We start from the raw sequence: 23,694 nt of genomic DNA, 5'->3' as shown, positions 1-23,694 counted from the left end.
CCATGATGTGCGTGGCCGTGACCCTTGGCGCGACCGCGACAACGCCGGTCCACGCCCAGAGTTTCACCTATAACCGCCCGGCCACCCGCCCGAAGCCGCCGCCGGCCGCCCAGACCGGGCAGATGCTGGTGCAGGCCACCGAGGTCAATTACGACTACAACAACTCGCGCGTTGCCGCCGTCGGCAGCGTGCAGATGTATTACAACGGCACCTCGGTCGAGGCGGACAAGGTCATCTACGACCAGAAGACCAAGCGCCTGCATGCCGAAGGCAATGTCCGCATGACGGACGCCGACGGCAAGATCACCTATGCCAACCTGCTCGACCTGAGCGACGACTATCGCGACGGTTTCGTGGATTCGCTGCGCGTCGATACCGCCGATGCCACGCGCATGGCGGCGACCCGCGCCGACCGAACCGCCGGCAACTACACGGTGTTCCAGAACGGTGTCTACACCGCCTGCGCCGCCTGTAAGGACGATCCGAAGAAGCCACCATTGTGGCAGGTCAAGGGTGCCCGCATCATCCACGACCAGACCGAAAAGATGATGTATTTCGAGGATGCGCGCGTCGAATTCTTCGGCGTGCCCCTCGCTTACATGCCCTATTTCTCAACGCCCGATCCGACCGTGAAGCGCAAGACCGGCTTCCTGATGCCGGGCTTCTCGCAGAACACCAATTTCGGCTACGGCATCGAATCTCCGTTCTACTGGGCGATCGCGCCGGACTACGACCTGACGCTTTCGCCGCGTTACACCACGCGTCAGGGCCTTTTGATGCAGGGCGAATTCCGTCAGCGCCTGATGGACGGCGCCTATTCTATTCGCGCCTATGGCATCAATCAGCAGGATCGAACCGCCTTCGGGGCAGGCACGGTCAGCGACAAGGATTGGCGCGGCGGAGTCGAAACCAAAGGCCAGTTCGCCATCAACGACAAGTGGACATGGGGCTGGGATGCAGTCGCACTCAGCGACTACAACTTCCTGTACGATTATCGCCTGGCGATGTATCGCGACCCTTATCAGTCGTTCCTGAATCTATCGACCGAAGCCGTGTCGCAGCTTTACCTGACCGGCGTGGGCAAGCGCAGCTTCTTCGATCTACGCACGATCCAGTATACGAGCTTCTCAGGCAACCAGCGCCAAGTCCCCATCATCCATCCAGTGATGGACTACAACAACGTCCTGCAGCAGAACATTCTGGGCGGCGAGTTAAGCTACAAGATGAACTTCACCAGCCTGACCCGGCAGGATGCACAGTTCGACGCGATCAATTCGATAGTCAATCCCAGCACAAGCATCAGCCCAGGGGTAAATCCTTGCAGCACGCTGTCGGCTGACGCTGCATTGCGTACTCCTGCGAACTGCCTGCTTCGCGGCTTCCCTGGCACCTATACGCGCTTCTCCGCTGAAGCGCAGTGGCGCCGATCGTTCACCGATGAGCTTGGACAGATCTTCACGCCGTTCGCGAGCCTGCGCGTCGATGCTGCTGATGTTTCAGTTTCGAACCAAACTGGCGTTCCTGCTTTCCTTTCGACAGGCGACACTCAAGCCCTGCGCGTGATGCCGACGGTCGGCCTTGAATACCGCTATCCGTTCATCAATGTGCAGCCCTGGGGCTCGACGGTGGTGGAGCCGATCGCGCAAGTGATCATCCGCCCGAATGAAACTTATGCCGGCCGCCTTCCCAACGAAGACGCGCAAAGTTTGAATTTCGATACCAGCAACCTGTTCAGCGTGAACAAGTTCTCGGGATATGACCGGGTCGAGGGCGGTGGCCGTGCCAATGTCGGCGTCCAGGCCACCACCCAGTTCGACCAGGGCGGCTCCATCAAGGTGCTGTTCGGCCAGTCCTATCAGCTGTTCGGCATGAACTCGTTCGCCGTCGCCGACCTGACTAATACCGGCGTCGCGTCCGGCCTGCAGAATCCCCGCTCCGACTATGTCGCTAGCGTCAGCTACGCGCCGAACCGCACATATCAGTTCTCGACCCGTGCGCGGATCGACGAAGCGACCGGCAACATCAACCGCTTCGAGGCCGAAGGTCGCGCCAGCTTCGATCGCTGGTCGGTCAGCATGCTGTACGGCAATTACGCGCCGCAGGCTGAACTCGGTTACCTGACCCGCCGCGAGGGCCTGCTCGGCACCGGCTCGATCAAATTGGCCGATAACTGGGTGGTCACCGGTGGCGCTCGCTGGAACCTGGTTGAGAACAAGATCGACCAGTATATCGTGGGTGCCGGCTATGTGGATGACTGCTTCATCCTCGCGTTGAACTATGTCACCTCCTATAGCTATGTTGCCAATCTCTCGACCCCACCGGTTCTGAGCCACACCGTAATGTTCCAGATCGGGCTGCGTACGCTTGGCGGCACCCAGGCCGGCACTGGCACCGGTGGACAGGTCTATTGATCTTTTAATCGCGACATTCGGACGCTCGGGTTCCGGATGCCGCGAAATTTCCGTTTTCGGCCGCGATGTATACGCGAAAGGTCCTTTGGACCTGGCCAGAACCTCTTCCGGAGAATGATGAACGAGATGAACGTCCGTCACCTTGTGCATGCTGTCATGGCGGCTGCTGCGACGATTGTGATATCGGCGGCATCGCCGGTTTATGCCCAGACCGTTGCTGTCATCGTCAATGGCGAGCCGATTACCGCTATGGACATCGAGCAGCGCATGAAGCTGAACGCGCTGTCGGGCGTAAAGGACAACAGCCGCCAGACCGTGCTCGACGATCTCATCAACGAGAAGGTCAAGATCAAGGAAGGCAAGAAGTTCAGCGTCGATCCCGGCCCGAGCGAAGTCGATGGCTCCTATGCCACGATGGCATCGCGCATGCGGCTCACACCCGATCAGTTGACGCAGTCACTGGCCTCGAAGGGCATCCGTCCCAACACGCTGAAGAGCCGCCTCAAGGCCGACATGGTGTGGAACGCGATCGTCCGCGGCCGCTTCAAGCAGAGCCTGCAGGTCGGCGAGAAGGAAGTCGAGGCTGCTGTGCAGGGCCAGGGCGGCGACGCCATGGCTGAAGCATTCGAATATCAGATGCGTCCGCTGGTGCTGATCGTGCCGCGCGGTGCAGGTGGCGGCCTTGCGGAAGCCCGCCTCAAGGAAGCACAGGCGTTGCGCGAGCGCACCCAGAGCTGTGAGGATGCGATCCGCACTTTCAAGGGCGCCCAAAATGCGACTGTGAAGAGCATCGTTGTGAAGAGCTCCGCCGACCTGCCGCCGAATCTGCGCGACCTCCTCGACAAGACCCCGATCGGGCACCTCACCCCGCCGGAAGTGACGGCGCAGGGCATCGAGATGGTGGCTCTGTGTTCGCGCAAGCCGACCAAGGTCGATACGCCGAAGAAGCGCGAAGTCCGCGAGAAGATGTTCGCCGAGCGCTTCGAGGCGAAGTCGAAGTCGTATCTTGCAGACGTCCGCAAGGCGGCGATGATCGAATATCGCTAGTCCGATCCGGCTGCGGCCGAACAGAATTCAGGGCCGCAGCATGACCAAGCCTCTCGCACTGACCCTCGGCGAACCCGCCGGCATCGGCCCGGATATCGCCATCGCCGCCTGGCTGAAGCGGCGCGAGCTTGATCTGCCACCGTTCTATCTGCTCGGCGATCGTGAGTTCGTGGCCGCCCGCGCGCAAGCACTGGGCCATGACATCGCGCTCGCGGAGGCCACGCCGGCCAAAGCCGCAGATATCTTCGCTGACGCCCTCCCCGTTGTCTCCACCGGCCACACGGTCACCGCGCAAGCGCGCCGCCCCGATGCCTCCAGCGCGCCCGCGGCGATCGCCTCGATCCGGCAGGCTGTAGCCGATGTGGAGGCTGGCCATGCCGGCGCCGTGGTCACCAATCCGATCGCCAAGAGCGTGCTGTATCGCGCCGGCTTTGAGCATCCCGGCCATACCGAATTTCTCGCCGAACTCGCTGCCAAGGACGGCAAGGTGCCGCTCCCAGTGATGATGCTGTGGTCGCCTGAACTGGCCGTGGTGCCGGTGACGATCCATGTCTCGCTGCAGGGTGCCATTGAACAGCTCAACGGCCCGCTCATCACGGCGACTGCGCGCATCGTCGTCAACGACATGAAAGCGCGCTTCGGCATCCAGCGTCCGCGTCTGGCCATTGCAGGCCTCAATCCGCATGCCGGCGAAGACGGCAGCATGGGCGATGAGGAACTGGCTTTCATCCAGCATGCCGTCACCGTGCTGCAGAACGAAGGCATTGATGCGCGCGGGCCGCTGCCAGCCGACACGATGTTTCATCCGGCGGCGCGCGCGACGTATGACTGCGCGATCTGTATGTATCACGACCAGGCGCTGATCCCGATCAAGACCATCGCCTTCGATGAAGGCGTGAATGTCACGCTCGGCCTGCCCTTCATCCGCACCTCGCCGGATCACGGCACCGCGTTCGACATTGCCGGCACCGGCAAGGCCAATCCGTCGAGCCTGATCGCCGCCATCAAGCTTGCAGCGCGCATGGCCGGCTCAACGCCATCATGAGCGGGATCGACGATCTTCCACCGCTGCGCGACGTCATCAAGCGCTATGACCTACAGGCGCGAAAGTCGCTCGGCCAGAATTTTCTGCTCGACCTCAATCTCACCGCACGCATCGCCCGCGCTGCCGGCCCATTGCAAGATGCGACGGTCATCGAGGTCGGCCCCGGTCCCGGCGGCCTGACCCGTGCCTTGCTTGCAACGGGGGCGAAACGCGTCATTGCCGTCGAACGCGACGAGCGCGCGCTCGGGCCGCTGCAGGAGATCGCCGCGCACTATCCTGGACGGCTCGAGATCGTGATCGGCGACGCGCAGACCTTCGATCCGCGCCCGATGCTCAATGGCGAGCGCGCCAAGATCGTCGCCAACCTGCCCTACAATATCGGTACGCAATTGCTCATCGACTGGCTGTGCACCGAGCCATGGCCGCCCTGGTACGACATGATGGTGCTGATGTTCCAGCGCGAGGTCGCCGAGCGCATCGTCGCTATCGGTGACGAGGAGGCTTATGGCCGGCTCGGCGTGCTCGCCAACTGGCGCGCGGAAACCAAGATCCTGTTCGACATCTCGCCGGCCGCCTTCACGCCGCCGCCGAAGGTGACGTCGTCCGTGGTGCGCCTGACGCCGCGCGCCAATCCGGAGCCATGCGAGCGGCGCCTGCTCGAACAGGTCGCGGCCGCCGCCTTCAATCAGCGCCGCAAGATGCTGCGTCAGAGCCTGAAGCCGCTCGGTGTCGATCCCGAACAGCTCGCCGCCGCCGCCGGCATCGAGGCCACCCGGCGCGCCGAGACCGTTCCGGTGTCCGGCTTCGTGGCGATGGCCCGGGCGCTGGTCGACCTGAGGAAGGCCCGGAGCGGCTCGTAAGCCCACGCTTCGGCCTGTACGGCAACACCTCGGTTTTTGCGGTCATTGCGGCGACTTGTCCTGCCGGCATTAACGCCTTCACAATCTCGGGATGTTTTCGTGGTCCTGCACCTTGGCAGACCCCATGCATCAGAACCGCCTGACGTCCATCGATGCCCTGCGCGGCCTGGCTTCGCTGGCCGTCGTGTTCTGGCACTGGCAACATTTCTTTCCGAAGGATGCCGGGCCGACGGAGCAATATCCATTGTTCTGGCTGTTCTGGCCGCTGTATCAGCACGGTTCCTGGGGCGTCGAACTGTTCTTCTCGATCAGCGGCTTCATCTTCTTCCGGCTCTATGCGGAGCCGGTGGCGCGCGGCGAGGTCGGCGGCCTCCGCTTCGCCATCCTGCGTTTCTCGCGGCTCTATCCGCTGTATTTCGCCACGCTGGTTTTCGTCGCCGTCACGCAGGTTTTCACCCGTGCGCTCACGGGCAGCGACTTCGTCTTCCCCAGCGATTTCGCCACGCAATTCGTCCAGCAACTGCTGCTGACCACCGCATGGTCCGGGCATTCCTTCACCTTCAACGGGCCCTCATGGTCAGTGATCGTCGAGGTGATGCTGTATGGCATCTTCTTCGCGCTGGCGAAGCTGAAGCTCGCGCGGCTGCCGGTGGTGGCCGCCATTTGCGCGCTGGCGCCGTTCCTGCTGAATCCCGACGCACCATTGGTCCGGGGTGTGCTGAGCTTCTTCCTCGGCGGCCTCTGCGCGGAGTTGATCCGGCACGCACAATCGCCCATCGGGCTGCCGCGCGCCGCGTGGTTCTATCTCCCCGCGACCGTGGCCTGCGTGATCGTCGCGCGCCTGATCGCACCGCACGACACCCTGGCGGAGTTCATCGCATTCACCTTCGTGTTTCCCGGCCTGATCATCGCGCTGGTGATCTACGAGGATATGTTGCTCCCCATCACCTCGCGACTCGAATGGCTTGGCAACATTTCATATTCGTCCTACCTGCTGCACTTTCCACTGCAGCTCGCCATCGTCACTCTCGCCGCCTGGCAGGGATGGCAGATCGACTATCTGTCGCCGGTCACGCTGCTGGTGTTCATGATCGTCCTGATCACGCTCTCGCTGTGGTCGTTCATCCTGTTCGAACGCCCCGCCATGAATGCCCTGCGACGGCGCCTGCTGGCACGCGTGTCGGGCATGCGACAGCCTGATGCCTCCATGGCTGTGCAAACGCGCTCGGGATAGGCTGCGATGAACCGGACATGGGCAACCATCATTGCGGCCTTCGCCGTCGCAGTGGCGTGCATTGCTTGGCCGCAGCTTCCATCCACTGTGGTGGGGATGTTTGTTAAAGTGCAAGGACCTCAAGCGGACCCGCAGCGATACGCTATGATCCGCACCGAGATCGCGAAGGCCGGCGACCGTGCCATCGTCGTGTTTGGCGACAGCATCGTGCAGGAAGCACCGCTATCGCGCAGCGTCTGCGGCCACAGGCTGATCAATGCCGGCGTCGGCGGCGCGACCATCGCTTATCTTGCGGAGCACGCCGGCGCGCTGCTGGGCATCACGCAGCCGAGGCTGATCGTGCTGGCCGTCGGCATCAACGATGCCTGGCGAACAACGCGCGCCGATGTCGGCGCGACATTCGACCAGAACTATCGCATGGTGGTGCAGCGCTTGTCCAAGCTGGCGCCCGTGGTGGTGGCGACGCTCACCGGCATCAAGGACGGTGCGTTTGCCGCCAATTACGATCCCCAATATGTGGCCCCGATCAATCACACGATCCGGACCACTCCAGGCACGACGGCGCGGATCGATCTCGACGTGCTCTTCGCGCAAGACAACAATACATCCGACGGCATTCATCTCAGCGATCAGGGCTACGCGATCTGGTCCAAAGCAATCATCGGCAGCATCGAGCGCGCGTTGGACTGCCGCTGACGACAGCTCTGCCCCTCATGGTGAGGAGCGCGCCCCTGCGCGCGTCTCGAACCATGAGTTGGCAAGCCCCCGACGTTGCGGCCATCCTTCGAGACGCCGCTGCGCGGCTCCTCAGGATGAGGATGAGAGAGTGTGTGCAGCGCCCTACTACGTCGCCTCGCCGCCGTGCAGCGTCTGCCATAGCGCTGCCAGCAGGAAACAGCCGCAGGCAAAGGCCACGAACAGCGGCAGGCCGTGGCTGAGCCACTGCATCGCCGCGCCCGCACCCACCGGACCGATCAGCGCGCCGACGCCCCACATCAGGCCCATCGCCGCATAGATGCCGACCAGCCGGCTGCCCGCGAAACGGCTGCCGACAATGGTGAGCATGATCGTATAGATCCCGACGAACACGCCGCCCCACACGAACAGCAGCGGATAGGTCGTCCATGGCGACCGCAGCGCTTGCGGCCAGACCAGCGCTCCGACCACCGCGATCGCAGCGAGCGCGATGATCAGCTTGCGGCGATCCATCTTGTCGCCGAGCCAGCCGATCGGCAGCTGCAACAGGATGGCACCGACCATCATGCAGGACATCAGCTGCGTCGCATCGCCTTCCTTCCAGCCGAGCGACTGCGCATAAAGCGCGAGGAAGGACAGGCCACTGCTCTCCACGGATGCGTGCAGCACCGTCGCAGCCATCGCGATCGGTGCGAGCGCGACGAAGCCGAGCGGATTGCCATGACCGCCTTTGTCGAAAGTGGGCTCGCTGATCCCCGGCATGGCGAGGCAAGCCGCCGCCGCAAGCGCAAACGCTGCGCCGACCCAATAGGCCGTCGCACCATCCGTGCCGATCAGCGACAACAGAAACGGCCCCAATGCGAAGCCAAGCGAGAGTGCTGCGGTATAGGCCGCCATCGCGCGCGCGCGCGTCGCGTCGGTGCTGAGGCTGTTGAGCCAGGTCTCCGACATCACGAACAAGGTCTCGGAGGCCGCACCGAGTACGATACGCAACGGGAACCAGAGCCAGATCGACGGCATGGCGGGAAACAGCACCAGCACCACGGCCGCGATCACCAGCGCCACCAGCACCATCCGCCTCGCGCCGATGCCGCCGACCATGCGCGGCAGCGCAAAGGCCATGGCCAGAACACCGACGGCATGCATCGCCGCATTGGCACCGATGAAGCCGTCGGAATGCCCGCGTTCGGAGAGATCAAGCGCCAGCAACGCCGCGCTGAGACTGTAGGTCAGGCCAAAGATCATGGCTGCGGTAATCACCGCCGCGCGCGACCATAAATTGGAACCGATGGACGCCATGAACCGCCTGTCCGCTCTGCAAAATCGCGGTATCACTGGCATGGAAAAGTTAAACATCCCTCGGCTAGGCTTGGCGATCGATGAGAGCCAGAATCCGTCATTGCGAGGAGCGTAGCGACGAAGCAATCCAGTTCTTTCTTCGTGTGGCTCTGGATTGCTTCGTCGCCAAGCGGCTCCTCGCAATGACGGCTTAGACCGAGACCACTTATGATCCGACTCCTGCTCCTCCTGCTCGGCGCCGAAGTGGTGCAGCGGCGCTGGCGCGTCCTGCTGGCGATCGGCGCTGTCTGGGCGTCGCTCGGCCTGTTCACGGTGCTGGACGCGCTCGATGGCGCGACGCTGATCCGGCCGCATTACTTTGGCTATCTGCTGCTGCTCGAAGGCGTCATCACTTTGCTCGCCGGCCTGCTCGCGACGCAACGCCGCGTCTCGCAGCTCGCCAAGGCGGTGATCCTGCTGCTTCCCGCCGTGATCATCATCGCTCAACCGCGCCATTCCAACATGCTGATCGCCATGCTGCTTGGTGGCGTCATGCTGTGCGACGGCACGTTGCGCATCGCCAGCGCGTGGGTGGTCCGGTTCGACAACTGGCGGACGGCCCTGGTGGCCGGCGTGATCGAAATCATCCTTGCCATCATCACGCTGGAGCCGTGGCCCACATGGTATGAAGGCACGATCGGCTTCAATGTCGGCGCGCTGCTGATCATCTCCGGCTGGGGCACCATCATGCTCGCCAATCGGCTACGCAAGCTGCCGCCGGATGCGCCGATCTCGATGTTGATCGGCGGCACATTCCCTGCCGCATTGTGGGTGCCCGCGACGCCCGACGATGCCGGGCATGACGATTTGGTCGTCCATGTCTGGACGCCAACCGGGCGCCGGCGCAACGCGCGCCAGCGTCCGCTGATTGATCGCTACATTGCTGCCGTCGATCACAAAGGCCGGATCTCCACCGGCCACGCTGCGCTCGAACTCGCGCCCAACGTTTATATCAGCCACTATCCCGCGGTCGAAATCGATCGCTCGCCGGAGGAATTTCGGCGCGTGCTGCGCGCCAGCGTGGACAACGACATTCCCGGCCGCTTCCTGCCGAGCTATGCCGAGGAAGCCGCAGGCTGGTGCGAGGCCACCGAGCACATCCGATTCACGCGTATCGATCGCCTGCGTGTGCGCCACTTCTGGCGGGCCTATCGCAGCGACACCGCGTATAATCTCACCAGCCGGAATTGTTCGAGCGCCGTCGTCAATGCGCTCGATGCCGCGCTGGAGGGTGTCCTGGGCCAGACCGAGCGCCCCTGGCGCGCCTTCTTCCGCGCGATCACGACACCCGAGCTCTGGATCGCGGGCGTGCTGCGGCGGCGCGCGGAAGCCATGGCCTGGACGCCGGGCCTCGTGCTCGATTATGCGCGCCTGTTGCATGTGGTGGTCGAGCCCTTGCCCTCAAGCAGCGAGACACGCCACACGCGCCTGCGTCGCCTGGTGTTCCGCCGTGCGGCACTGGCGCATTCACGCCCGGCCTGGAAATGAAACGCATCCTGTCGGCCCGCGGCATGGCCTGGATCCTGGCCGCCATCGTGCTGTTTGCCTTGCTGCCGATCATTTCCGTCATGGCATCCAGCGGGATCGCCGCGCTGGGCGATTGTCAGCTCAACGAAGCGCGTACGCATCCCTGCGTGATCGTCGGCGTTGATGTCGGCGGCCTGCTCACCTTCATGTTCATAGCGGGCTGGCTGGCATTGATGACCGTTCCGATCGGCGCTGTTGCGCTGCTGGTGTGGCTGGCTGTGGCGATTGTTCTGGCGCTCAGAGCCCGTAGGATGGGTTGAGCGCAGGCGCGACAGCGCCGGAGCGATAACCCATCGGCAGGGCCTGCGGCATTCACGGGATGATGGGTTTTCGCTGCGCTCAACCCATCCTACGGACGCCGCGCCAGCCCCACTTGCCCTCCCCGCCATCCTGTGTTTGCTAGACGGCAACGAAACTCAGGGAAGAAACAAAATGGCACAAATGATCCGCCAGTCGCTGGTCAAGTTCGACGCTCCGCTCTGCGAAACCATCATCGACACGCCGAAGCCGCAAGGCCGTGAAGTGCTGGTGCGCATCGAGCGCTGCGGCCTGTGCCATTCCGACCTGCATATCCAGGACGGCTGGGCCGATCTTGGCGGCGGCAAGAAGCTCGACACCACGCGTGGCATGACCCTGCCCTTCACCCTCGGCCACGAGATCGCGGGAATCGTCGATGAAGTCGGCCCCGAAGGCGACCAGTCGCTGGTCGGCAAGAAGCAGGCGGTGTTCCCCTGGATCGGCTGCGGCAAGTGCCGCGACTGCCTCGCTGGCGACGAGAACCTGTGCGCCCGCAACCGCTTCCTCGGCGTCTCCCTCGATGGCGGTTTTGCCACCCATGTGCTGGTGCCCGACCAGAAATACCTGCTCGATTACGATCCGCTGCCGACCAATGTCGCTGCGACGCTGATGTGCTCGGGCATCACCGCCTATGGTGCGCTGAAGCGCCTGGTCGATCGTCCGCGCCAGCGCAATCTGCTGCTGGTTGGCCTCGGCGGCGTCGGCATGGCCGGGCTGTCGCTTGCACAGGCGATGTTCAAGCAGCCGATCTCGGTGGCCGACCTCAATCCGGCCGCGCGCGAGGCCGCGCTGAAGAACGGCGCGTCCTTCGCCTATGATCCCTCCGAGCCCGATATCGCCAAGCGCATCGTGAAGGAGAACGACGGCGGCTTCGACGGCGTGGTGGATTTCGCGGGCAACGACAAATCCATGAATTTTGCAGTCGCTGCGGCGGCCCGCGGCGGCAAGGTGGTGGTGTCCGGCCTGATGGGCGGCGAATTCAGCCTGCCCATGGTGCAGTGGATCTACAAGCGCCTGACCGTGGAAGGCTTCATGGTCGGCACGCTGGACGAGGCCAAGGAGCTGATGACCCTCGCCCGCGCCGGCAAAGTCAAGCCGACGCCGATGACGGAAGAGCCGATGGCCGACGCGCAGAAATGGATCGAGCAGCTCCGTGCCGGTAAAGTGGTCGGGCGGATCATGCTGGCGAACTAGCTCGCCTCATACTCCCCCTCATCCTGAGGAGCCGCGCAGCGGCGTCTCGAAGGATGGCGGCAGCGCTCTAACATCTCATGGTTCGAGACGGCGCTTCGCGCCTCCTCACCATGAGGGACTGAGCCAGGACTGCGCGTCCAGCCAATTGCGATTCACGCCGTCCCGGCTACCATGATCCCCATTGCCAGGTGGGGATCATGGACCATTTTGTCCGCTACGTGCGTTCGCTCGCGCTGATATGTCTCGCATCGCTTTCGACGATCGGCATTGCTCATGCCGAGAAGCGCATTGCGCTGATCATCGGCAACTCGAACTATCAAAGCATCACCCGCCTCGACAATCCGAAGAACGACGCCAAACTGATGGCGCAGACGCTGTCCGCGCTTGGCTTCACACTGGTCGGCGGCGGCGCACAGCTCGATCTCGACAAGCCGTCTCTCGATATTGCCGTGCAGAATTTCGGCCGCCAGGTGCAAGGCGCCGATGTCGCATTATTCTATTATGCCGGCCACGGCGTGCAGGTTTCCGGCGCCAACTATCTCGTCCCGATCAGCGCCAATCCGACCCGCGAGGCCGATGTCGATTTCCAGATGGTCGATGTCAATCTCGTGCTGCGGCAGATGCAGGGCGCGGGCACGCGGCTCAACATGGTCATTCTCGATGCCTGCCGCAACAATCCCTTTGGCGCCCGCGGCCTGCGCGCAGCGGAAGGTGGCCTCGCGCAGATGCGCGCACCGGAGGGCACGCTGATCTCCTATGCCACCCAGCCCGGCTCGGTGGCGCAGGACGGCGTCGATGGCAACAGCCCCTACACGAAAGCGCTGGCGAGCACGGTGCGGCAGGCCGGCCTCGATATCTTCCAGACGTTCAACCAGGTCGGCCTGGCGGTCAAGCGCTCCACCGGCGGCGCGCAGCAGCCGTGGGTGTCGTCGTCGCCGATCGACGGCAATTTCTATTTCGTGGCGCCGCCCCCGGCGGTCCCCTTGATCGTGCCGGACAAGCCACTGCAGGAAGCGCGGCTGTCGGATGCGCCGCGCATCGACTTCGACAAGCTCGCGATCACCGATCCCGTCAAGCTGACGGAGATCAGCGATCGCCTCTATGAGTTGAACTTCGATCCGGAGCCGCTGAACAGCAAGAACGGCATCGCCATCGCCATCCGCGACTTCCAGCTCAAGGGCGGCCTGCCGCCCACCGGCGAAGCCACCGAAGGCCTGCTGCAACGGCTGCGGACGATCCAGGACGTCAAGCCATGGGGCGCGATCGTATTCGACGCCAAGGACAAGAAATGGGGCATGTCATGGGACCAGCCCTCGCGCAAATCCGCGGTCGGCAAAGCGCGCGCGCAATGCGGCGCGGCCGCCTGCGGACTTGAACTGTCGTTCTATGGATCGAATTGCGGGGCCTTCGCATCGCTTGGCGGCAACTGGTCGCTGGTGGCGCGCAGCACGCTGGCACAGGCACGCGATGCGGCCATCGATCAATGCAGCAAGACAGGAAAGTCATGCTCCATCGTCGGCGCCATTTGCGCCAATACAGTCAAAGGTCCCGACGCGAAATTGTAAGCAAGCCCATTGTGAAAGTTGATTGCGATGTCTCTTCGATCCGGTTTGATAATTGGCGCAGCCGCGTTCCTTCTGTCTGGCGGCACCGCCCTCGCCCAAGGCGCCACCGGCGGCAGCCTCGGCAATGACAACAAGACCCTGTCAGGCTCCGCCCCGGAATCCCGATCAGCCCCGGCTGCCCGCCGCGAACGCACTGAACGTCCCGCACCGCGCCGCCAGACCGCAACGCGGAGCCGTAGCGACGGCGGTGGCGGTGGTGGCGGGAGTTTCGACGGCGTCTGGTCGATCTCGAGCGCCGGCACGTCGGGCTGCTCCGACACGCTGACAGAGCAATTCGTCGTCTCGGGCGGACGGATGACGGGGGGCTCCGGCGCCGGGAGCGCCACGGTGAGCGCCAACGGGAGCGTACGCGGCGCCGGCAACTACAGCGGCATCGGCGTCACCAGCCAGGGCCGCCTGTCCGGGCGCACCGGCTCCGGCACCTTCCAGCGCTCCGACGGATGTTCGGGCCGCTGGGTCGCATCAAAGCAGTGATCGCTATGACAGTCCCACAGGTCCTCATGAAATCAGTCGCCCTTCCCTGCCTGCTCGTCGTCACACTCGGCAGCGGCCACGCATGGAGCCAGGGCGCTACCGGGGGCAGCCTCGGCAACGACAACAAGTCGCTGTCCGGCTCGTCCTCCGAGCCACGTGCTGCAGCGCCGGCGCGCCGCGAGCGATCCGAGCCGCGCGCAGCGCCGGCCCGGCGAAGCTCCGATGACGGCGGCGGGAGTGTCGCCCGGTTCGATGGCAGATGGCGGATGAGCTTCACCGGTCGAAGCAAGATATGCGCAGGCATCACAGCCGACAGCACATTTACAGTCTCCGGCGGCCGCACCAATGATGGCAGCACCGTCACTTCGAGTGGCGCGTTCCAAGGGGTTGCCAATACCAGCGGCGTGAGCGCCGTCTTGAGCGGCCGCCTGTCCGGTCGCAGCGGCGGCGGATCGATGCAGATGTCGAATGGCTGCAGCGGCCGATGGACGGCAGTGAAGCTGTGATTGGCGCCGTCTACGCCTTGCGTTGTGGTCGCATCGTCTCGCCGATCGCGACCACGATCGCGCAGATGGCGACCAGCACGATCGATGCCGCGGACGCCGCCGGCAGGTCGGTGCCGGTCTCCGAGATCTTGCTGTAGAGCACCAGCGGCAGGATGTTGACCTGCGTGCCCGCGAGCGCCAGCGCGGTGCCATAGGCGCCGATCGCCACTGCCGCCGTCAGGCAATAGGCCGCGATCAGGCTCGGCAAAATCTGCGGCAGCATCACCTCGACCAGCGTGCGGAAACCGCCTGCGCCGAGCGATCGCGATGCCAGCATCTGGTTGCGATCGAAATTGCTGATGGCCGGCAGCACGATCAGCACCACGCGCGGCACGAGATAATAGGAATAGGCAAGTCCGAGCCCGACCGGCGAGAAGATGAAGCCGCCGATGACAGCGGGATCGAAGCCGAGCTTCGCCAGCAGCAGCGTGACGAAGCCGGCGCGGCCGAGCAGCAGGATGAAGCCATAGGCGACGATCAGGCCGGAGAACGTCAGCGGCAGTGAGATCGCGATCAGCGCCGCTGTGCGCAGGCCCGGTGCAAAGCGCGCCAGCGCCAGTGCGACGCAGAAGCCGACGACCAGCGAGAACAGCGGCGCGACGGTGCCGAGCACCATGGTGCCGCGCAGCCCGTTCCAGAATACGGGATCGGCGGTGAGGCGCGCGAAGGCGCTGCCGCCATCGGTGAGCGCCCCGATCAGCACCGCGCCCACAGGCAACAGGAAGAACAGCCCCAGCACCACGGCGCCGGGCAAACTCATGGCTGCGAGCATCGATGTGGAAACACGTGCACTCATGGGCTGGTTGTTCTTTCCGTCGTCATTGCGAGCGAAGCGAAGCAATCCAGTCTTCCTTCGCTTATGGCCTTCTGGATTGCTTCGTCGCTACGCTCCTCGCAATGACAGCGTGTTACTGCCCCAGCACGGCCTTGGCCCAGCCGGTATCGATCTCGGCCTTCTTCGCGGTGGCCTTGGCGATGTCCAGCGCCTGCAACTGGGGTGCTGCTGGCATCTTGTCGGCGACGCTCGCCGGCAGGGCCACACCCGGCACGGCCGGACGCACAAAGCCTTCGGCAAAGATCTTCTGGCCTTCCTCGCTCATGATGAAGTTCAGCCAGAGTTTGCCGGCATTCGGGTTCGGGCCGTTCTTTACCAGCGAGATTGCGTAAGGCGCGGCGGCGGTCGCTTCCTTCGGGATCACGACAGCGATGCCATCGCCGAGACCATCGGTGAACTTGGCTTTGAGGCCGTCATTCTCGTAGCCGATCCAGATCGGGATCTCACCCTTCAGGAACTGGGCGTAGGGCGTGGTGCCAACGGTGCGCAGCACATTGCCGGCCTTGGTCAGCTTGCCGAGATAGTCGATGCCCGGCGCGACATTATCCATGCTGCCGCCATTGCCGAAGGCGGCGGCGAAGGCAACGACCTGGCCCTGCCCGGTCGAGCGCGGATCCTGATAGACGATGGCGTTCTTGTAGTCGGGCTTGAGCAGGTCGGCCCAGCCGATCGGGATCGTCTTGACGAGCTTGGTGTTGACCAGGAAGGCTACGCTCAGCGTATGGATGGTGAACCAGCGGCCATCGGCATCGCGCAACGGCTCGGCGAGCTTGTCGAAATTCACCGGCTTGAAGCTTTCAACGACATTCGCCTTGGCGGCATCAAGGGCGGAGGCTGCGAAGTAATAGGCGGTGTCGGCCTGCGGACGGTTCTTCGCCTTGTCGAGGGCAACCACGGTCGCCGCCGAGCCGAGATCGTTATAGACCATCTCGACACCGGGATAGCGCTTCTGGAATGCCTTGAACTGGTTGGCCCAGTTGGCCCAGGTCGGGCCGGTGTCGAACGACACGACGAGGCCTTCCTTGCGGGCGGCTTCATACAGCGCCTTCTCGCCGGCATAGAGCTCGGCGCCCTCGAAGGCGAAAGCGGATGGTGCGATGGCGCCCACCATGGTGGCGGCGGCAACGCTGGTCAGAAATTGACGTCGGTTCATGTCGGTCTCCTGAGAGTTGCGGGTCACGAAGTCGGTGGCAAAAGTCGGATGGCGTCACGCGGAATCTCGGCACCGGTGATATCGCCGCGCAGATGCGTCTCAAGCCGCACGATGCCGCCGGCGACATCGAGATCGATGCGGCGGATCGGGCCGAGGTAACGATCGGCGGACATCGTGCCGGCGAAGCTGTTGGGCCGGCTCGCATCGACTATGCCGGTCAGTGGCGCAACGCGCTCAGGGCGAACGAACACGGTCACTTTCGTGCCGATACCCTGCCCGGTCGTATCGCAAGCAAGTCTGCCGATCGCCGTGGTCACGATCCCATCGGCAGAGACTTCGCCCGGCCACAGATTGGACTGCCCGACAAAGGCCGCCACCGTCGCATCAGCGGGTGTTTCGTAGAGATCGCGCGGCGTACCGATCTGCACGATGCGGCCGTCCCGCATCATCACCACCTTGTCGGCAATGGAGAGCGCCTCTTCCTGATCATGCGTGACCAGCAGCGTGGCGATCCCGGCCTGCCGCTGCACGCGCAGGATCTCGTCACGCATCTCCATCCGCAATCCGGCATCGAGTGCCGATAGCGGCTCGTCGAGCAACAGCCCCTGCGGTTCGAACACCAGCGCGCGTGCGAGTGCCACGCGCTGCTGCTGGCCGCCGGAGAGTTCGGTTGGATAGTCGTCGGCGCGCTTGCCCATGCCGACGCGGTCGAGCATCTCGACCGCGCGCTTACGGCGCTCGGACTTCGCAATGCCGCGCACCTTGAGCGGAAAGGCGACGTTCTCCCACAGCCGCATATGCGGAAATAGCGCATAGTTCTGGAACACGACGCCGAGCCGTCGCGTCTCCGGCAGCGTGTGGCCGACGTCGATGCCATCGATCAGGATGCGACCGGTATCCGGCTTGATGAAGCCGGCGAGTAGTTTCAGGATCGTCGACTTGCCGGAGCCGGACGCACCGATGATCGCCAGCAATTCGCCGCGGCCGATCTCCAGCGAGATATCGAACACGCCGGTGGACGTGCCAGGATAGCTGAAACTTACATTGTCGTAGCGCAGTGTCACGTGATGGCCCTCGCGGTGCGGCGGCCGGCGATGCGTGCCGTGAGCCCGCTGGCGAGCGAGGCCAGCGTCGCTAGTGCCAGCAGCACCACGGTAGCTGCGCAGGCAAAGCCCGTCGCGCCATAGAAGGCCTGCAGCAACACCACCGGATAGGTGCGCGACAGGAAGCCCGACACCAGATTTGAAAGCTGGAATTCGCCGATCGACAATGCAGCGACGGTAAGCATGCAGGACAGCAGCGACGGCTGCAGCTGCGGCAGCGTGATGTCCCACATCCGCGTGCGGAACGGCGCGCCGAGCGTTGCTGCCGCATGTTCGTATTCAGCAAGGCCGAGCTGCTCCATGTCAGCGACCAGCGCGGTCACCGTATAAGGCAGCGTCAGCACCAGATGGCCGGCCGCAAGCAGCCAGAAACTGCCGAGCCATGGCAGCGCATCAGACGAGAAGACGAGGATGAATCCGAAAGCGAGTACCAGCTCGGGCACTGCGATCGGCATCAGCGTCACGATGCGCGCGGCCACGCGCACGCCGCCACGCGCGCCAGCATGAATCGCATAAGCGAGCGGCAGGCCGATCAGAAGATTGAGGAGACAGGTGATACCAACCACCTTGAGGCTGGTGGTGAAGGCGCGGCGAAAGCTGGGATCGCCGGCGACCTCTTCATACCACCGCCAGGTGAAGCCCGACGGCAGCAACGTGCCGCTCCAGACTTCGCCGAACGAGCCGAGAAACAGCAACAATACCGGCGCCGCCAGAAACAGCAGATATGCGACCGCGACGATCGGCAAGATCACAACTCCCCGTAAATGTTGCGCTGAGGTCGGAGCGCCTCAGTTATACGGGGCAGATATCAGTTTTGTGACAAAGCGAAAAGCGTCAGGCGATCGCAAACAGCCTTGCTGCAATGCGCGCGATGACCGCGTCCACGGTATCAATGCGCGCAACGGTATTGACCTCCGGTGCATCGGCCATGGCGAGGACAAGCCGGTTGAATTGTAGTCCCAGCGCCATTTCCGACAGCGTCCCGACCCCACCGCCGATGGCAACGAGGACGAGGCAGGCCCGCGCGATGATGGCATTGCGTGCCGGGCCGATGCCGGTGGCAATCGGGATCGCCACATAGGGATTGGCCGCGTGCCATTCCTCGTCCGGCAGCAGGCCGACCGGCATGCCGCCATTCTCCGCATGGCCCTTGCACGCCGCTTCCATCACGCCGTTCTTGCCACCGCAGAGCAATTGAAGTCCGTGGCGCGCCAGTGCGGCGCCCATCTGTTCGGCCAGCGCGCGCTGCGCATCGGTCGCCTCACGCGGGCCGATGATGCCGATCGGCACGCCGCGCAGCAGCCGATGCGCTGCGAGCTTTGACAGCGCCTCGCTCGGCGTGACCGGAGCGCCCTGCCTCACCTCGCCATCACGCCATGTCAACGCAGCGGGATCGAAGATACGCGTGCCGTCGCCGAGTTGCTTCGCGGCCTCGTTCCAGAACAGTTTGGTCATGGCACCACTCACTCGTTTCGTGTTCGATCCGCCATCACTGAAGCTTACGATTGCGCGCGTTCACCTCTCCCCACCGGGGAGAGGTGAACAAGCGCCTCATTCGCTTCCATTCATCCTCAGAGCTGCTGGCGCAGCTTCTGGACGAAGGCGACCATGCCGACCTGACGCTGCAGCTTGAGCTGCTCGGCGCGCAGGATCGACTTCACCGACTCGAAGGCGATGCCGATATTGTCGTTGACGACGATGTAGTCATAGGCGTCGAAATGGCTCATCTCGTCGCCCGCCTTCTTCATGCGGCCGCGGATGACGTCCTCGGAATCCTGCGCGCGCGTGTGCAGACGCTGTTCCAGTGCCTTGACCGAAGGCGGCAGGATAAAGACGGACACCATGTCGTTGGGCGCACGCGAATAGAGCTGCTGGGCGCCCTGCCAGTCGATGTCGAACAGCACATTGTGGCCGTTGGCGAGCGCGTGTTCGACGGGCGCTTTCGGCGTGCCGTAGCAATTGTCGAACACCTTTGCCCATTCGAGCAATTCGTCATTGGCGACCATAGTGTCAAATTTCGCCTGATCGACGAAGTAGTAGTCCTTGCCATCGACTTCGCCAGGCCGCATCGGCCGCGTGGTCACCGAGATCGACATCCGCAGATCCGCGATCTCGTCGATCAGCATGCGCGTCAGCGTGGTCTTGCCGGCGCCCGATGGCGACGACAGCACGAACATCAAACCGCGGCGCTCGACGCCCTCGAAGCTCGACATGGTCACTCCAGATTCTGAACCTGCTCGCGGAACTGCTCCACGACGTTCTTCATTTCGAGGCCGGTGCTGGTCAATTCGAGATCGCCCGACTTGGAGCAGCAGGTGTTCACTTCGCGGTTGAACTCCTGCGACAGGAAGTCGAGGCGGCGACCGACCGGGCCTCCCTTCTTGATCATCTCGCGCGCCTGCGAGATGTGCGAGGCGATGCGGTCGAGCTCTTCGCGGATGTCGGCCTTGGTGGCGATCATCAGTGCTTCCTGCGAGAGGCGATCCTGATCGAAACGATCGGAGGCATCGAGCAATGTCGCGATCTGTTCGGCGATGCGCGCGCGGATCGCTTCCGGCTTGCGGCCCGGCGCAGCCTCGGCCTTCTTCGACAATTCCTCGATCTCGTTGAGGCGCAGGGTGAGGATATCGCCGAGCGTCGCGCCTTCGCGCTTGCGCATGTCGATAAGCGCCTTCAACGCTTCCTCGAAGCCCGCGGCGACGGCGACTTTCGCAGCAGCCTCCTCGGTCTCGTCGGCCTCGGGCTCGACCATCTCGATCACGCCCTTGATATTCATCAGGCCGTCGATGCTCGGCGCCACCGCGTCGATCTTGCTCGCCATCTCGGCGGCGATCTTCAGCACGGCATTGAGCACGTCCTCATTGATGCGCACGGCGGCTTCGGCATTGGCGCGCTTCACGGTGAGATTGGCATAGACGGTGCCCCGCGACAGCACCTCAGTGGCACGCTTACGGGCGCTGGCTTCCACCTCGTCAAAGCCCGGCGGCATGCGCAGGCGGAGGTCAAAACCCTTGGCATTGACCGACTTCAACTCCCACTCGAACGTATAGGGGCCGCTGGTGCCGTGGCTCCGTGCAAAGCCGGTCATGCTCGACAACACCATCGCAAAACACTCCAAAAGATCGAAAGAGGATTCGCGCAATCGCGAACCCGAACAAGGATAGGCCCTTTCAGGCCGGACGGAAAATCAGCGCGGTTGAACGCGTCTCGTTATTGCGCGACGGGCGCGCCGTTCGGCTGCGCTGCGCCCTGGCGGGCCGGCGGCGTCCGGGGACGCTGCTGTTGCTGCTTGGCCGGGGCCTGACGCGGCGTGGCGCCGGTGGAGTTACCATCGGCTGGTGCCGCAGCAGCAGGCGCTGGCTCTTCCGCCGGTTCAACCGTGTCGTTCTGCGCCGCCTTCTCGATCGCACGTAACTTCGCGACGTTCTTCTGATGCGCGTCATAGGTCTCGGTGAAGGCATGCGCCCCGGTCCCATCGGCAACGAAGAACAAGTCACGGGTCCGCGCGGGATTGGCGGTGGCCTCGAGCGAGGCGCGGCCGGGATTGGCAATCGGGCCCGGCGGCAGGCCATCGACCACGTAAGTGTTGTAGGGTGACGGCTGCTGGATTTCGCTGCGCTTGATCGGACGGCCGAGCGTACCCTTGCCGCCGACCAGCCCGTAGATGATGGTCGGGTCCGACTGCAGCTTCATCTTGCGCTGCAGGCGATTGGTGAACACGGCGGCGACACGGCTGCGCTCGTCGGCGCGGCCGGTCTCCTTCTCGACGATGGAGGCGAGCGTGACCAGTTGCTCCGGCGTCTTCACCAACACGTCCGGATTGCGACGCTCCCAGACATCGGCCAGCACGCGTTTCTGTGCGGCCTGCATGCGCTGGATCACCTGCTCGCGCGGCGTGCCACGCGGAAATTTATAGGTCTCCGGCAGCAGCGTGCCCTCGCGCGGCATTTCACGGATCGAACCGGTGAAGATGTCGTTCTCGGACAGGCGCGCGACGATCTGCTCGGAAGTCAGGCCTTCCGGGATCGTCACCGAATGCTGCACCACCTTGCCATCGACGATCGTGCCGATGACATCGCGCAGATTGGCGTTCTTCTGGAACAGATATTCGCCGGGCTTGAGATCCTGCGCCGCCTTCAGCGCGAACACCGCACCGAGGAAGACCCAGCGATTGGCGTCGATCACGCCCTCGCGCTGCAACACTTCGGCGATGTCGCCCTTGCCGGCGCGGGCCGGGATATTGACGATCTTGTCGTCCTGCAACGGCCCCGCCGCCTCCAGGGCCTGGCGGCCATAGACATACACGCCGCCGGTGGCGAGCATCACCAGAATGATCAGCGTGATGACGGCATTGCCGAACACGACGAGCGGGCTGCGGGCCACATCCGACCGCTTCGGCGGCGGCGGAACCTGTTCAGGCTCCAGCGCGGCGCGCGGGCTACGGGGCGAAATGGGCGACCGCTCACTCATCGATGTACCTAGAGTCCAATCCTGACGGGCTCGAATCCGATCGAATCCGAATACCATCAATAACATACGCCCACGGCAGCAATCGATGCGGATTGCGGCGAAACGGTGGAAGACCTCTACGCGGTTACACGCGCTTGAGGATCACCGACGCATTAGTCCCGCCAAAACCGAAAGAGTTCGACAGCGCCACATTGATCTCCTTCTGCCGCGACTTGTGCGGCACGAGATCGATCGCCGTCTCCACCGACGGGTTGTCGAGATTGATGGTCGGCGGCGCGACATTGTCGCGAATCGCGAGGATGCTGAAAATGGCCTCGATGGCGCCCGCCGCACCCAGCAGATGGCCGGTGGACGACTTGGTGGACGACATCGCGACCTTGGAAGCCGCATTGCCCAGCAGGCGCTGCACCGCGCCGAGCTCGATCTCGTCGCCGAGCGGCGTCGAAGTACCGTGGGCGTTGATGTAATCGAGATCGGAGGCCGTCATGCCGGCGCGCTTCAGGGCGGCGCTCATGCTGCGGAAGCCACCATCGCCGTCCGGCGACGGCGAGGTGATGTGATAGGCATCGCCGGACAGGCCGTAGCCGACGACTTCGGCATAGATCTTGGCGCCACGCGCCTTGGCGTGTTCGTATTCTTCCAGGATGACGACGCCAGCGCCCTCGCCCATGACAAAGCCATCGCGGTCCTTGTCGTACGGACGCGACGCCTTCTGCGGCGTGTCGTTGAAACCGGTGGACAGCGCGCGCGCAGCGGCAAAGCCGGCCATCGCGATCCGGCTGACCGGCGATTCCGTGCCGCCTGCCACCATCACTTCGGCATCGCCGAGCGCGATCAGGCGCGCGGCATCGCCGATCGCGTGCGCACCGGTGGAGCATGCCGTGACGACGGAATGATTGGGGCCCTTGAGGCCGTGTTCGATGGAGACGTAACCCGACGCCAGATTGATCAGGCGGCCGGGAATGAAGAACGGCGACACTTTGCGCGGGCCGCGTTCTTTCAGGATGATTGCCGTTTCGGCGATGCCGGTCAGGCCGCCGATACCGGAGCCGATCAGCACGCCGGTGGCGCATTGATCCTCGTAGCTCTCCGGATGCCAGTTGGCGTCGTCGAGTGCCTGCTTGGCAGCGCACATCGCGAAGATGATGAAGTCGTCGACCTTGCGCTGGTCCTTCGGCTCCATCCACTGGTCGGGATTGAAGGTGCCGTTGGTACCATCGCCGCGCGGAATCATGCAGGCGATCTGGGCGGGGATATCCGACACTTCGAACGTGTCGATGCGCTTGGCGCCGCTTTCCCCGTTGAGGATACGCTTCCAGGTCGGCTCGACACCGCAGGCTAATGGCGACACCATGCCCAGGCCCGTGACGACTACCCGCCTCATCTGCATCTCCACAGCTTCCTTCAAAAGCGAACTCCCGCGCTCCACAGCAAGAAGCCGGTGGACCGCGGTGACGCGATCCGCCCGGCTTCAGAATGTGTCACGCGAAGAAGTTAGCTCTTGGCATTCTTCTCGAGGAACTTGGTCGCGTCGCCGACGGTGAGAATCGTCTCGGCGGCATCGTCCGGAATCTCGCAACCGAACTCTTCTTCGAACGCCATCACGAGCTCGACAGTGTCGAGGCTGTCAGCGCCGAGATCATCGATGAAGCTCGCGGAATCGATCACCTTCTCGGGTTCGACACCAAGGTGTTCGACCACGATCTTCTTCACTCGCTCGCCAATCTCGCTCATATCAACCTCGTGCTTGTTACCCAGGCTCGTCCGTAGACGATACGAGCCATTGTGGAGCGTTTAACTCGTTAAACCTTGCGCTGTCGCGCCTTGTGGAGTGACCCCG

General features: G+C 63.7%; 23 protein-coding genes. 12 read left to right on the top strand and 11 right to left on the bottom strand.

The genetic code is table 11. The features are described 5' to 3' along the window. The first annotated feature begins 5 nt into the window (after positions 1 to 5). The 6 genes from AC1RQ5_RS15275 to AC1RQ5_RS15250 all read left to right on the top strand — a co-directional run bounded on the left by AC1RQ5_RS15275 (position 6) and on the right by AC1RQ5_RS15250 (position 7,293). Entirely contained in the window at positions 6 to 2,411 is a 2,406-nt protein-coding gene (locus tag AC1RQ5_RS15275; RefSeq protein WP_493203437.1) for an LPS-assembly protein LptD, read from the top strand. Between the two features lie 114 nt (positions 2,412 to 2,525). Beyond that, positions 2,526 to 3,458, top strand: a complete 933-nt coding sequence (locus tag AC1RQ5_RS15270; RefSeq protein WP_493200048.1) for a peptidylprolyl isomerase — start codon at positions 2,526 to 2,528, stop codon at positions 3,456 to 3,458. Positions 3,459 to 3,498: 40 nt separating this feature from the next. Continuing rightward, entirely contained in the window at positions 3,499 to 4,503 is a 1,005-nt protein-coding gene (gene pdxA, locus AC1RQ5_RS15265; protein WP_493200047.1) for a 4-hydroxythreonine-4-phosphate dehydrogenase PdxA, read from the top strand. Then, the gene (gene rsmA / locus AC1RQ5_RS15260; RefSeq protein ID WP_493200045.1) at positions 4,500 to 5,363 is read left to right on the top strand and encodes a 16S rRNA (adenine(1518)-N(6)/adenine(1519)-N(6))-dimethyltransferase RsmA; all 864 of its coding nucleotides are present in this window, start codon (positions 4,500 to 4,502) and stop codon (positions 5,361 to 5,363) included. The genes pdxA and rsmA overlap by 4 nt, the downstream gene beginning before the upstream one ends. Positions 5,364 to 5,487: 124 nt before the next feature. Further along, positions 5,488 to 6,597 carry an acyltransferase family protein gene (locus AC1RQ5_RS15255; protein ID WP_493200044.1) on the top strand — a complete coding sequence of 370 codons (1,110 nt, stop codon included), beginning with the start codon at positions 5,488 to 5,490 and terminating at the stop codon, positions 6,595 to 6,597. Positions 6,598 to 6,741: 144 nt separating this feature from the next. Continuing rightward, positions 6,742 to 7,293 (top strand): SGNH/GDSL hydrolase family protein, encoded by a 552-nt coding sequence (locus AC1RQ5_RS15250; protein WP_493200042.1) that lies wholly within the window; start codon positions 6,742 to 6,744, stop codon positions 7,291 to 7,293. Positions 7,294 to 7,440: 147 nt separating this feature from the next. Here the strand turns inward: AC1RQ5_RS15250 and AC1RQ5_RS15245 are convergent, their stop codons facing one another. Then, positions 7,441 to 8,592 carry an MFS transporter gene (locus tag AC1RQ5_RS15245; protein WP_493200041.1) on the bottom strand — a complete coding sequence of 384 codons (1,152 nt, stop codon included), beginning with the start codon at positions 8,590 to 8,592 and terminating at the stop codon, positions 7,441 to 7,443. Between the two features lie 207 nt (positions 8,593 to 8,799). Here AC1RQ5_RS15245 and AC1RQ5_RS15240 point away from each other — a divergent pair, with 207 nt between their 5' ends. The 6 genes from AC1RQ5_RS15240 to AC1RQ5_RS15215 all read left to right on the top strand — a co-directional run bounded on the left by AC1RQ5_RS15240 (position 8,800) and on the right by AC1RQ5_RS15215 (position 14,254). Continuing rightward, a complete protein-coding gene (locus AC1RQ5_RS15240; protein ID WP_493200039.1) occupies positions 8,800 to 10,119 on the top strand; it encodes an HdeD family acid-resistance protein in 1,320 nt (439 codons plus the stop codon). Next, the gene (locus AC1RQ5_RS15235; protein WP_493200037.1) at positions 10,116 to 10,418 is read left to right on the top strand and encodes a hypothetical protein; all 303 of its coding nucleotides are present in this window, start codon (positions 10,116 to 10,118) and stop codon (positions 10,416 to 10,418) included. The genes AC1RQ5_RS15240 and AC1RQ5_RS15235 overlap by 4 nt, the downstream gene beginning before the upstream one ends. Positions 10,419 to 10,590: 172 nt before the next feature. After that, a complete protein-coding gene (locus AC1RQ5_RS15230; protein ID WP_398480951.1) occupies positions 10,591 to 11,649 on the top strand; it encodes an alcohol dehydrogenase in 1,059 nt (352 codons plus the stop codon). Between the two features lie 197 nt (positions 11,650 to 11,846). Next, the gene (locus AC1RQ5_RS15225; protein ID WP_493200035.1) at positions 11,847 to 13,214 is read left to right on the top strand and encodes a caspase family protein; all 1,368 of its coding nucleotides are present in this window, start codon (positions 11,847 to 11,849) and stop codon (positions 13,212 to 13,214) included. 27 nt (positions 13,215 to 13,241) lie between these two features. Next, the gene (locus tag AC1RQ5_RS15220; RefSeq protein WP_493200033.1) at positions 13,242 to 13,748 is read left to right on the top strand and encodes a hypothetical protein; all 507 of its coding nucleotides are present in this window, start codon (positions 13,242 to 13,244) and stop codon (positions 13,746 to 13,748) included. Positions 13,749 to 13,774: 26 nt separating this feature from the next. Beyond that, positions 13,775 to 14,254 (top strand): hypothetical protein, encoded by a 480-nt coding sequence (locus AC1RQ5_RS15215; protein ID WP_493200031.1) that lies wholly within the window; start codon positions 13,775 to 13,777, stop codon positions 14,252 to 14,254. Positions 14,255 to 14,264: 10 nt separating this feature from the next. Here AC1RQ5_RS15215 and AC1RQ5_RS15210 read toward each other — a convergent pair whose 3' ends face one another. The 10 genes from AC1RQ5_RS15210 to AC1RQ5_RS15165 all read right to left on the bottom strand — a co-directional run bounded on the left by AC1RQ5_RS15210 (position 14,265) and on the right by AC1RQ5_RS15165 (position 23,588). Then, positions 14,265 to 15,089 carry an ABC transporter permease gene (locus AC1RQ5_RS15210; protein WP_493200030.1) on the bottom strand — a complete coding sequence of 275 codons (825 nt, stop codon included), beginning with the start codon at positions 15,087 to 15,089 and terminating at the stop codon, positions 14,265 to 14,267. 112 nt (positions 15,090 to 15,201) lie between these two features. Then, positions 15,202 to 16,281 (bottom strand): extracellular solute-binding protein, encoded by a 1,080-nt coding sequence (locus AC1RQ5_RS15205; protein WP_493200029.1) that lies wholly within the window; start codon positions 16,279 to 16,281, stop codon positions 15,202 to 15,204. Positions 16,282 to 16,304: 23 nt separating this feature from the next. Beyond that, positions 16,305 to 17,345, bottom strand: a complete 1,041-nt coding sequence (locus AC1RQ5_RS15200) for an ABC transporter ATP-binding protein (RefSeq protein ID WP_493200028.1) — start codon at positions 17,343 to 17,345, stop codon at positions 16,305 to 16,307. Continuing rightward, positions 17,342 to 18,130: an ABC transporter permease gene (locus tag AC1RQ5_RS15195; RefSeq protein ID WP_398480967.1), complete on the bottom strand. Its 789-nt coding sequence runs from the start codon at positions 18,128 to 18,130 to the stop codon at positions 17,342 to 17,344. Before AC1RQ5_RS15195 ends, AC1RQ5_RS15200 begins: the two co-directional genes overlap by 4 nt. 88 nt (positions 18,131 to 18,218) lie before the next feature. Further along, positions 18,219 to 18,839 (bottom strand): TIGR00725 family protein, encoded by a 621-nt coding sequence (locus AC1RQ5_RS15190; RefSeq protein WP_398480970.1) that lies wholly within the window; start codon positions 18,837 to 18,839, stop codon positions 18,219 to 18,221. 116 nt (positions 18,840 to 18,955) lie between these two features. Continuing rightward, positions 18,956 to 19,597 (bottom strand): guanylate kinase, encoded by a 642-nt coding sequence (gene gmk / locus AC1RQ5_RS15185; RefSeq protein WP_398480972.1) that lies wholly within the window; start codon positions 19,595 to 19,597, stop codon positions 18,956 to 18,958. A gap of 2 nt (positions 19,598 to 19,599) precedes the next feature. Further along, positions 19,600 to 20,487 carry a YicC/YloC family endoribonuclease gene (locus AC1RQ5_RS15180; RefSeq protein WP_398480974.1) on the bottom strand — a complete coding sequence of 296 codons (888 nt, stop codon included), beginning with the start codon at positions 20,485 to 20,487 and terminating at the stop codon, positions 19,600 to 19,602. A gap of 107 nt (positions 20,488 to 20,594) precedes the next feature. Beyond that, positions 20,595 to 21,854: an endolytic transglycosylase MltG gene (mltG, locus tag AC1RQ5_RS15175; RefSeq protein ID WP_493200026.1), complete on the bottom strand. Its 1,260-nt coding sequence runs from the start codon at positions 21,852 to 21,854 to the stop codon at positions 20,595 to 20,597. 124 nt (positions 21,855 to 21,978) lie between these two features. Continuing rightward, positions 21,979 to 23,238 (bottom strand): beta-ketoacyl-ACP synthase II, encoded by a 1,260-nt coding sequence (gene fabF / locus AC1RQ5_RS15170; protein ID WP_398480979.1) that lies wholly within the window; start codon positions 23,236 to 23,238, stop codon positions 21,979 to 21,981. Between the two features lie 110 nt (positions 23,239 to 23,348). Continuing rightward, complete coding sequence (locus AC1RQ5_RS15165; RefSeq protein WP_056294916.1) at positions 23,349 to 23,588, bottom strand: acyl carrier protein; 240 nt, start codon at positions 23,586 to 23,588, stop codon at positions 23,349 to 23,351. Positions 23,589 to 23,694 lie beyond the last annotated feature (106 nt).

Source organism: Tardiphaga sp. GW821-FHT12E02 (assembly GCF_058807155.1).
The sequence above is the reverse complement of the archived record's forward strand: the minus strand, read 5'-3'. Positions and strand labels throughout refer to the sequence as shown.

Excerpts from the sequence above, each read along its gene's own strand:
- AC1RQ5_RS15210 (WP_493200030.1), bottom strand. The coding sequence starts at position 15,089 with ATGAGTGCACGTGTTTCCACATCGATGCTCGCAGCCATGAGTTTGCCC.
- AC1RQ5_RS15235 (WP_493200037.1), top strand. The coding sequence starts at position 10,116 with ATGAAACGCATCCTGTCGGCCCGCGGCATGGCCTGGATCCTGGCCGCC.
- AC1RQ5_RS15215 (WP_493200031.1), top strand. The coding sequence starts at position 13,775 with ATGAAATCAGTCGCCCTTCCCTGCCTGCTCGTCGTCACACTCGGCAGC.
- AC1RQ5_RS15270 (WP_493200048.1), top strand. The coding sequence starts at position 2,526 with ATGATGAACGAGATGAACGTCCGTCACCTTGTGCATGCTGTCATGGCG.
- AC1RQ5_RS15240 (WP_493200039.1), top strand. The coding sequence starts at position 8,800 with ATGATCCGACTCCTGCTCCTCCTGCTCGGCGCCGAAGTGGTGCAGCGG.
- AC1RQ5_RS15165 (WP_056294916.1), bottom strand. The coding sequence starts at position 23,588 with ATGAGCGAGATTGGCGAGCGAGTGAAGAAGATCGTGGTCGAACACCTT.
- AC1RQ5_RS15230 (WP_398480951.1), top strand. The coding sequence starts at position 10,591 with ATGGCACAAATGATCCGCCAGTCGCTGGTCAAGTTCGACGCTCCGCTC.
- AC1RQ5_RS15180 (WP_398480974.1), bottom strand. The coding sequence starts at position 20,487 with ATGGTGTTGTCGAGCATGACCGGCTTTGCACGGAGCCACGGCACCAGC.
- AC1RQ5_RS15250 (WP_493200042.1), top strand. The coding sequence starts at position 6,742 with ATGATCCGCACCGAGATCGCGAAGGCCGGCGACCGTGCCATCGTCGTG.
- AC1RQ5_RS15225 (WP_493200035.1), top strand. The coding sequence starts at position 11,847 with ATGGACCATTTTGTCCGCTACGTGCGTTCGCTCGCGCTGATATGTCTC.
- mltG (WP_493200026.1), bottom strand. The coding sequence starts at position 21,854 with ATGAGTGAGCGGTCGCCCATTTCGCCCCGTAGCCCGCGCGCCGCGCTG.
- rsmA (WP_493200045.1), top strand. The coding sequence starts at position 4,500 with ATGAGCGGGATCGACGATCTTCCACCGCTGCGCGACGTCATCAAGCGC.
- gmk (WP_398480972.1), bottom strand. The coding sequence starts at position 19,597 with ATGTCGAGCTTCGAGGGCGTCGAGCGCCGCGGTTTGATGTTCGTGCTG.
- fabF (WP_398480979.1), bottom strand. The coding sequence starts at position 23,238 with ATGAGGCGGGTAGTCGTCACGGGCCTGGGCATGGTGTCGCCATTAGCC.
- pdxA (WP_493200047.1), top strand. The coding sequence starts at position 3,499 with ATGACCAAGCCTCTCGCACTGACCCTCGGCGAACCCGCCGGCATCGGC.
- AC1RQ5_RS15205 (WP_493200029.1), bottom strand. The coding sequence starts at position 16,281 with ATGAACCGACGTCAATTTCTGACCAGCGTTGCCGCCGCCACCATGGTG.
- AC1RQ5_RS15275 (WP_493203437.1), top strand. The coding sequence starts at position 6 with ATGTGCGTGGCCGTGACCCTTGGCGCGACCGCGACAACGCCGGTCCAC.
- AC1RQ5_RS15220 (WP_493200033.1), top strand. The coding sequence starts at position 13,242 with ATGTCTCTTCGATCCGGTTTGATAATTGGCGCAGCCGCGTTCCTTCTG.
- AC1RQ5_RS15255 (WP_493200044.1), top strand. The coding sequence starts at position 5,488 with ATGCATCAGAACCGCCTGACGTCCATCGATGCCCTGCGCGGCCTGGCT.
- AC1RQ5_RS15245 (WP_493200041.1), bottom strand. The coding sequence starts at position 8,592 with ATGGCGTCCATCGGTTCCAATTTATGGTCGCGCGCGGCGGTGATTACC.
- AC1RQ5_RS15190 (WP_398480970.1), bottom strand. The coding sequence starts at position 18,839 with ATGACCAAACTGTTCTGGAACGAGGCCGCGAAGCAACTCGGCGACGGC.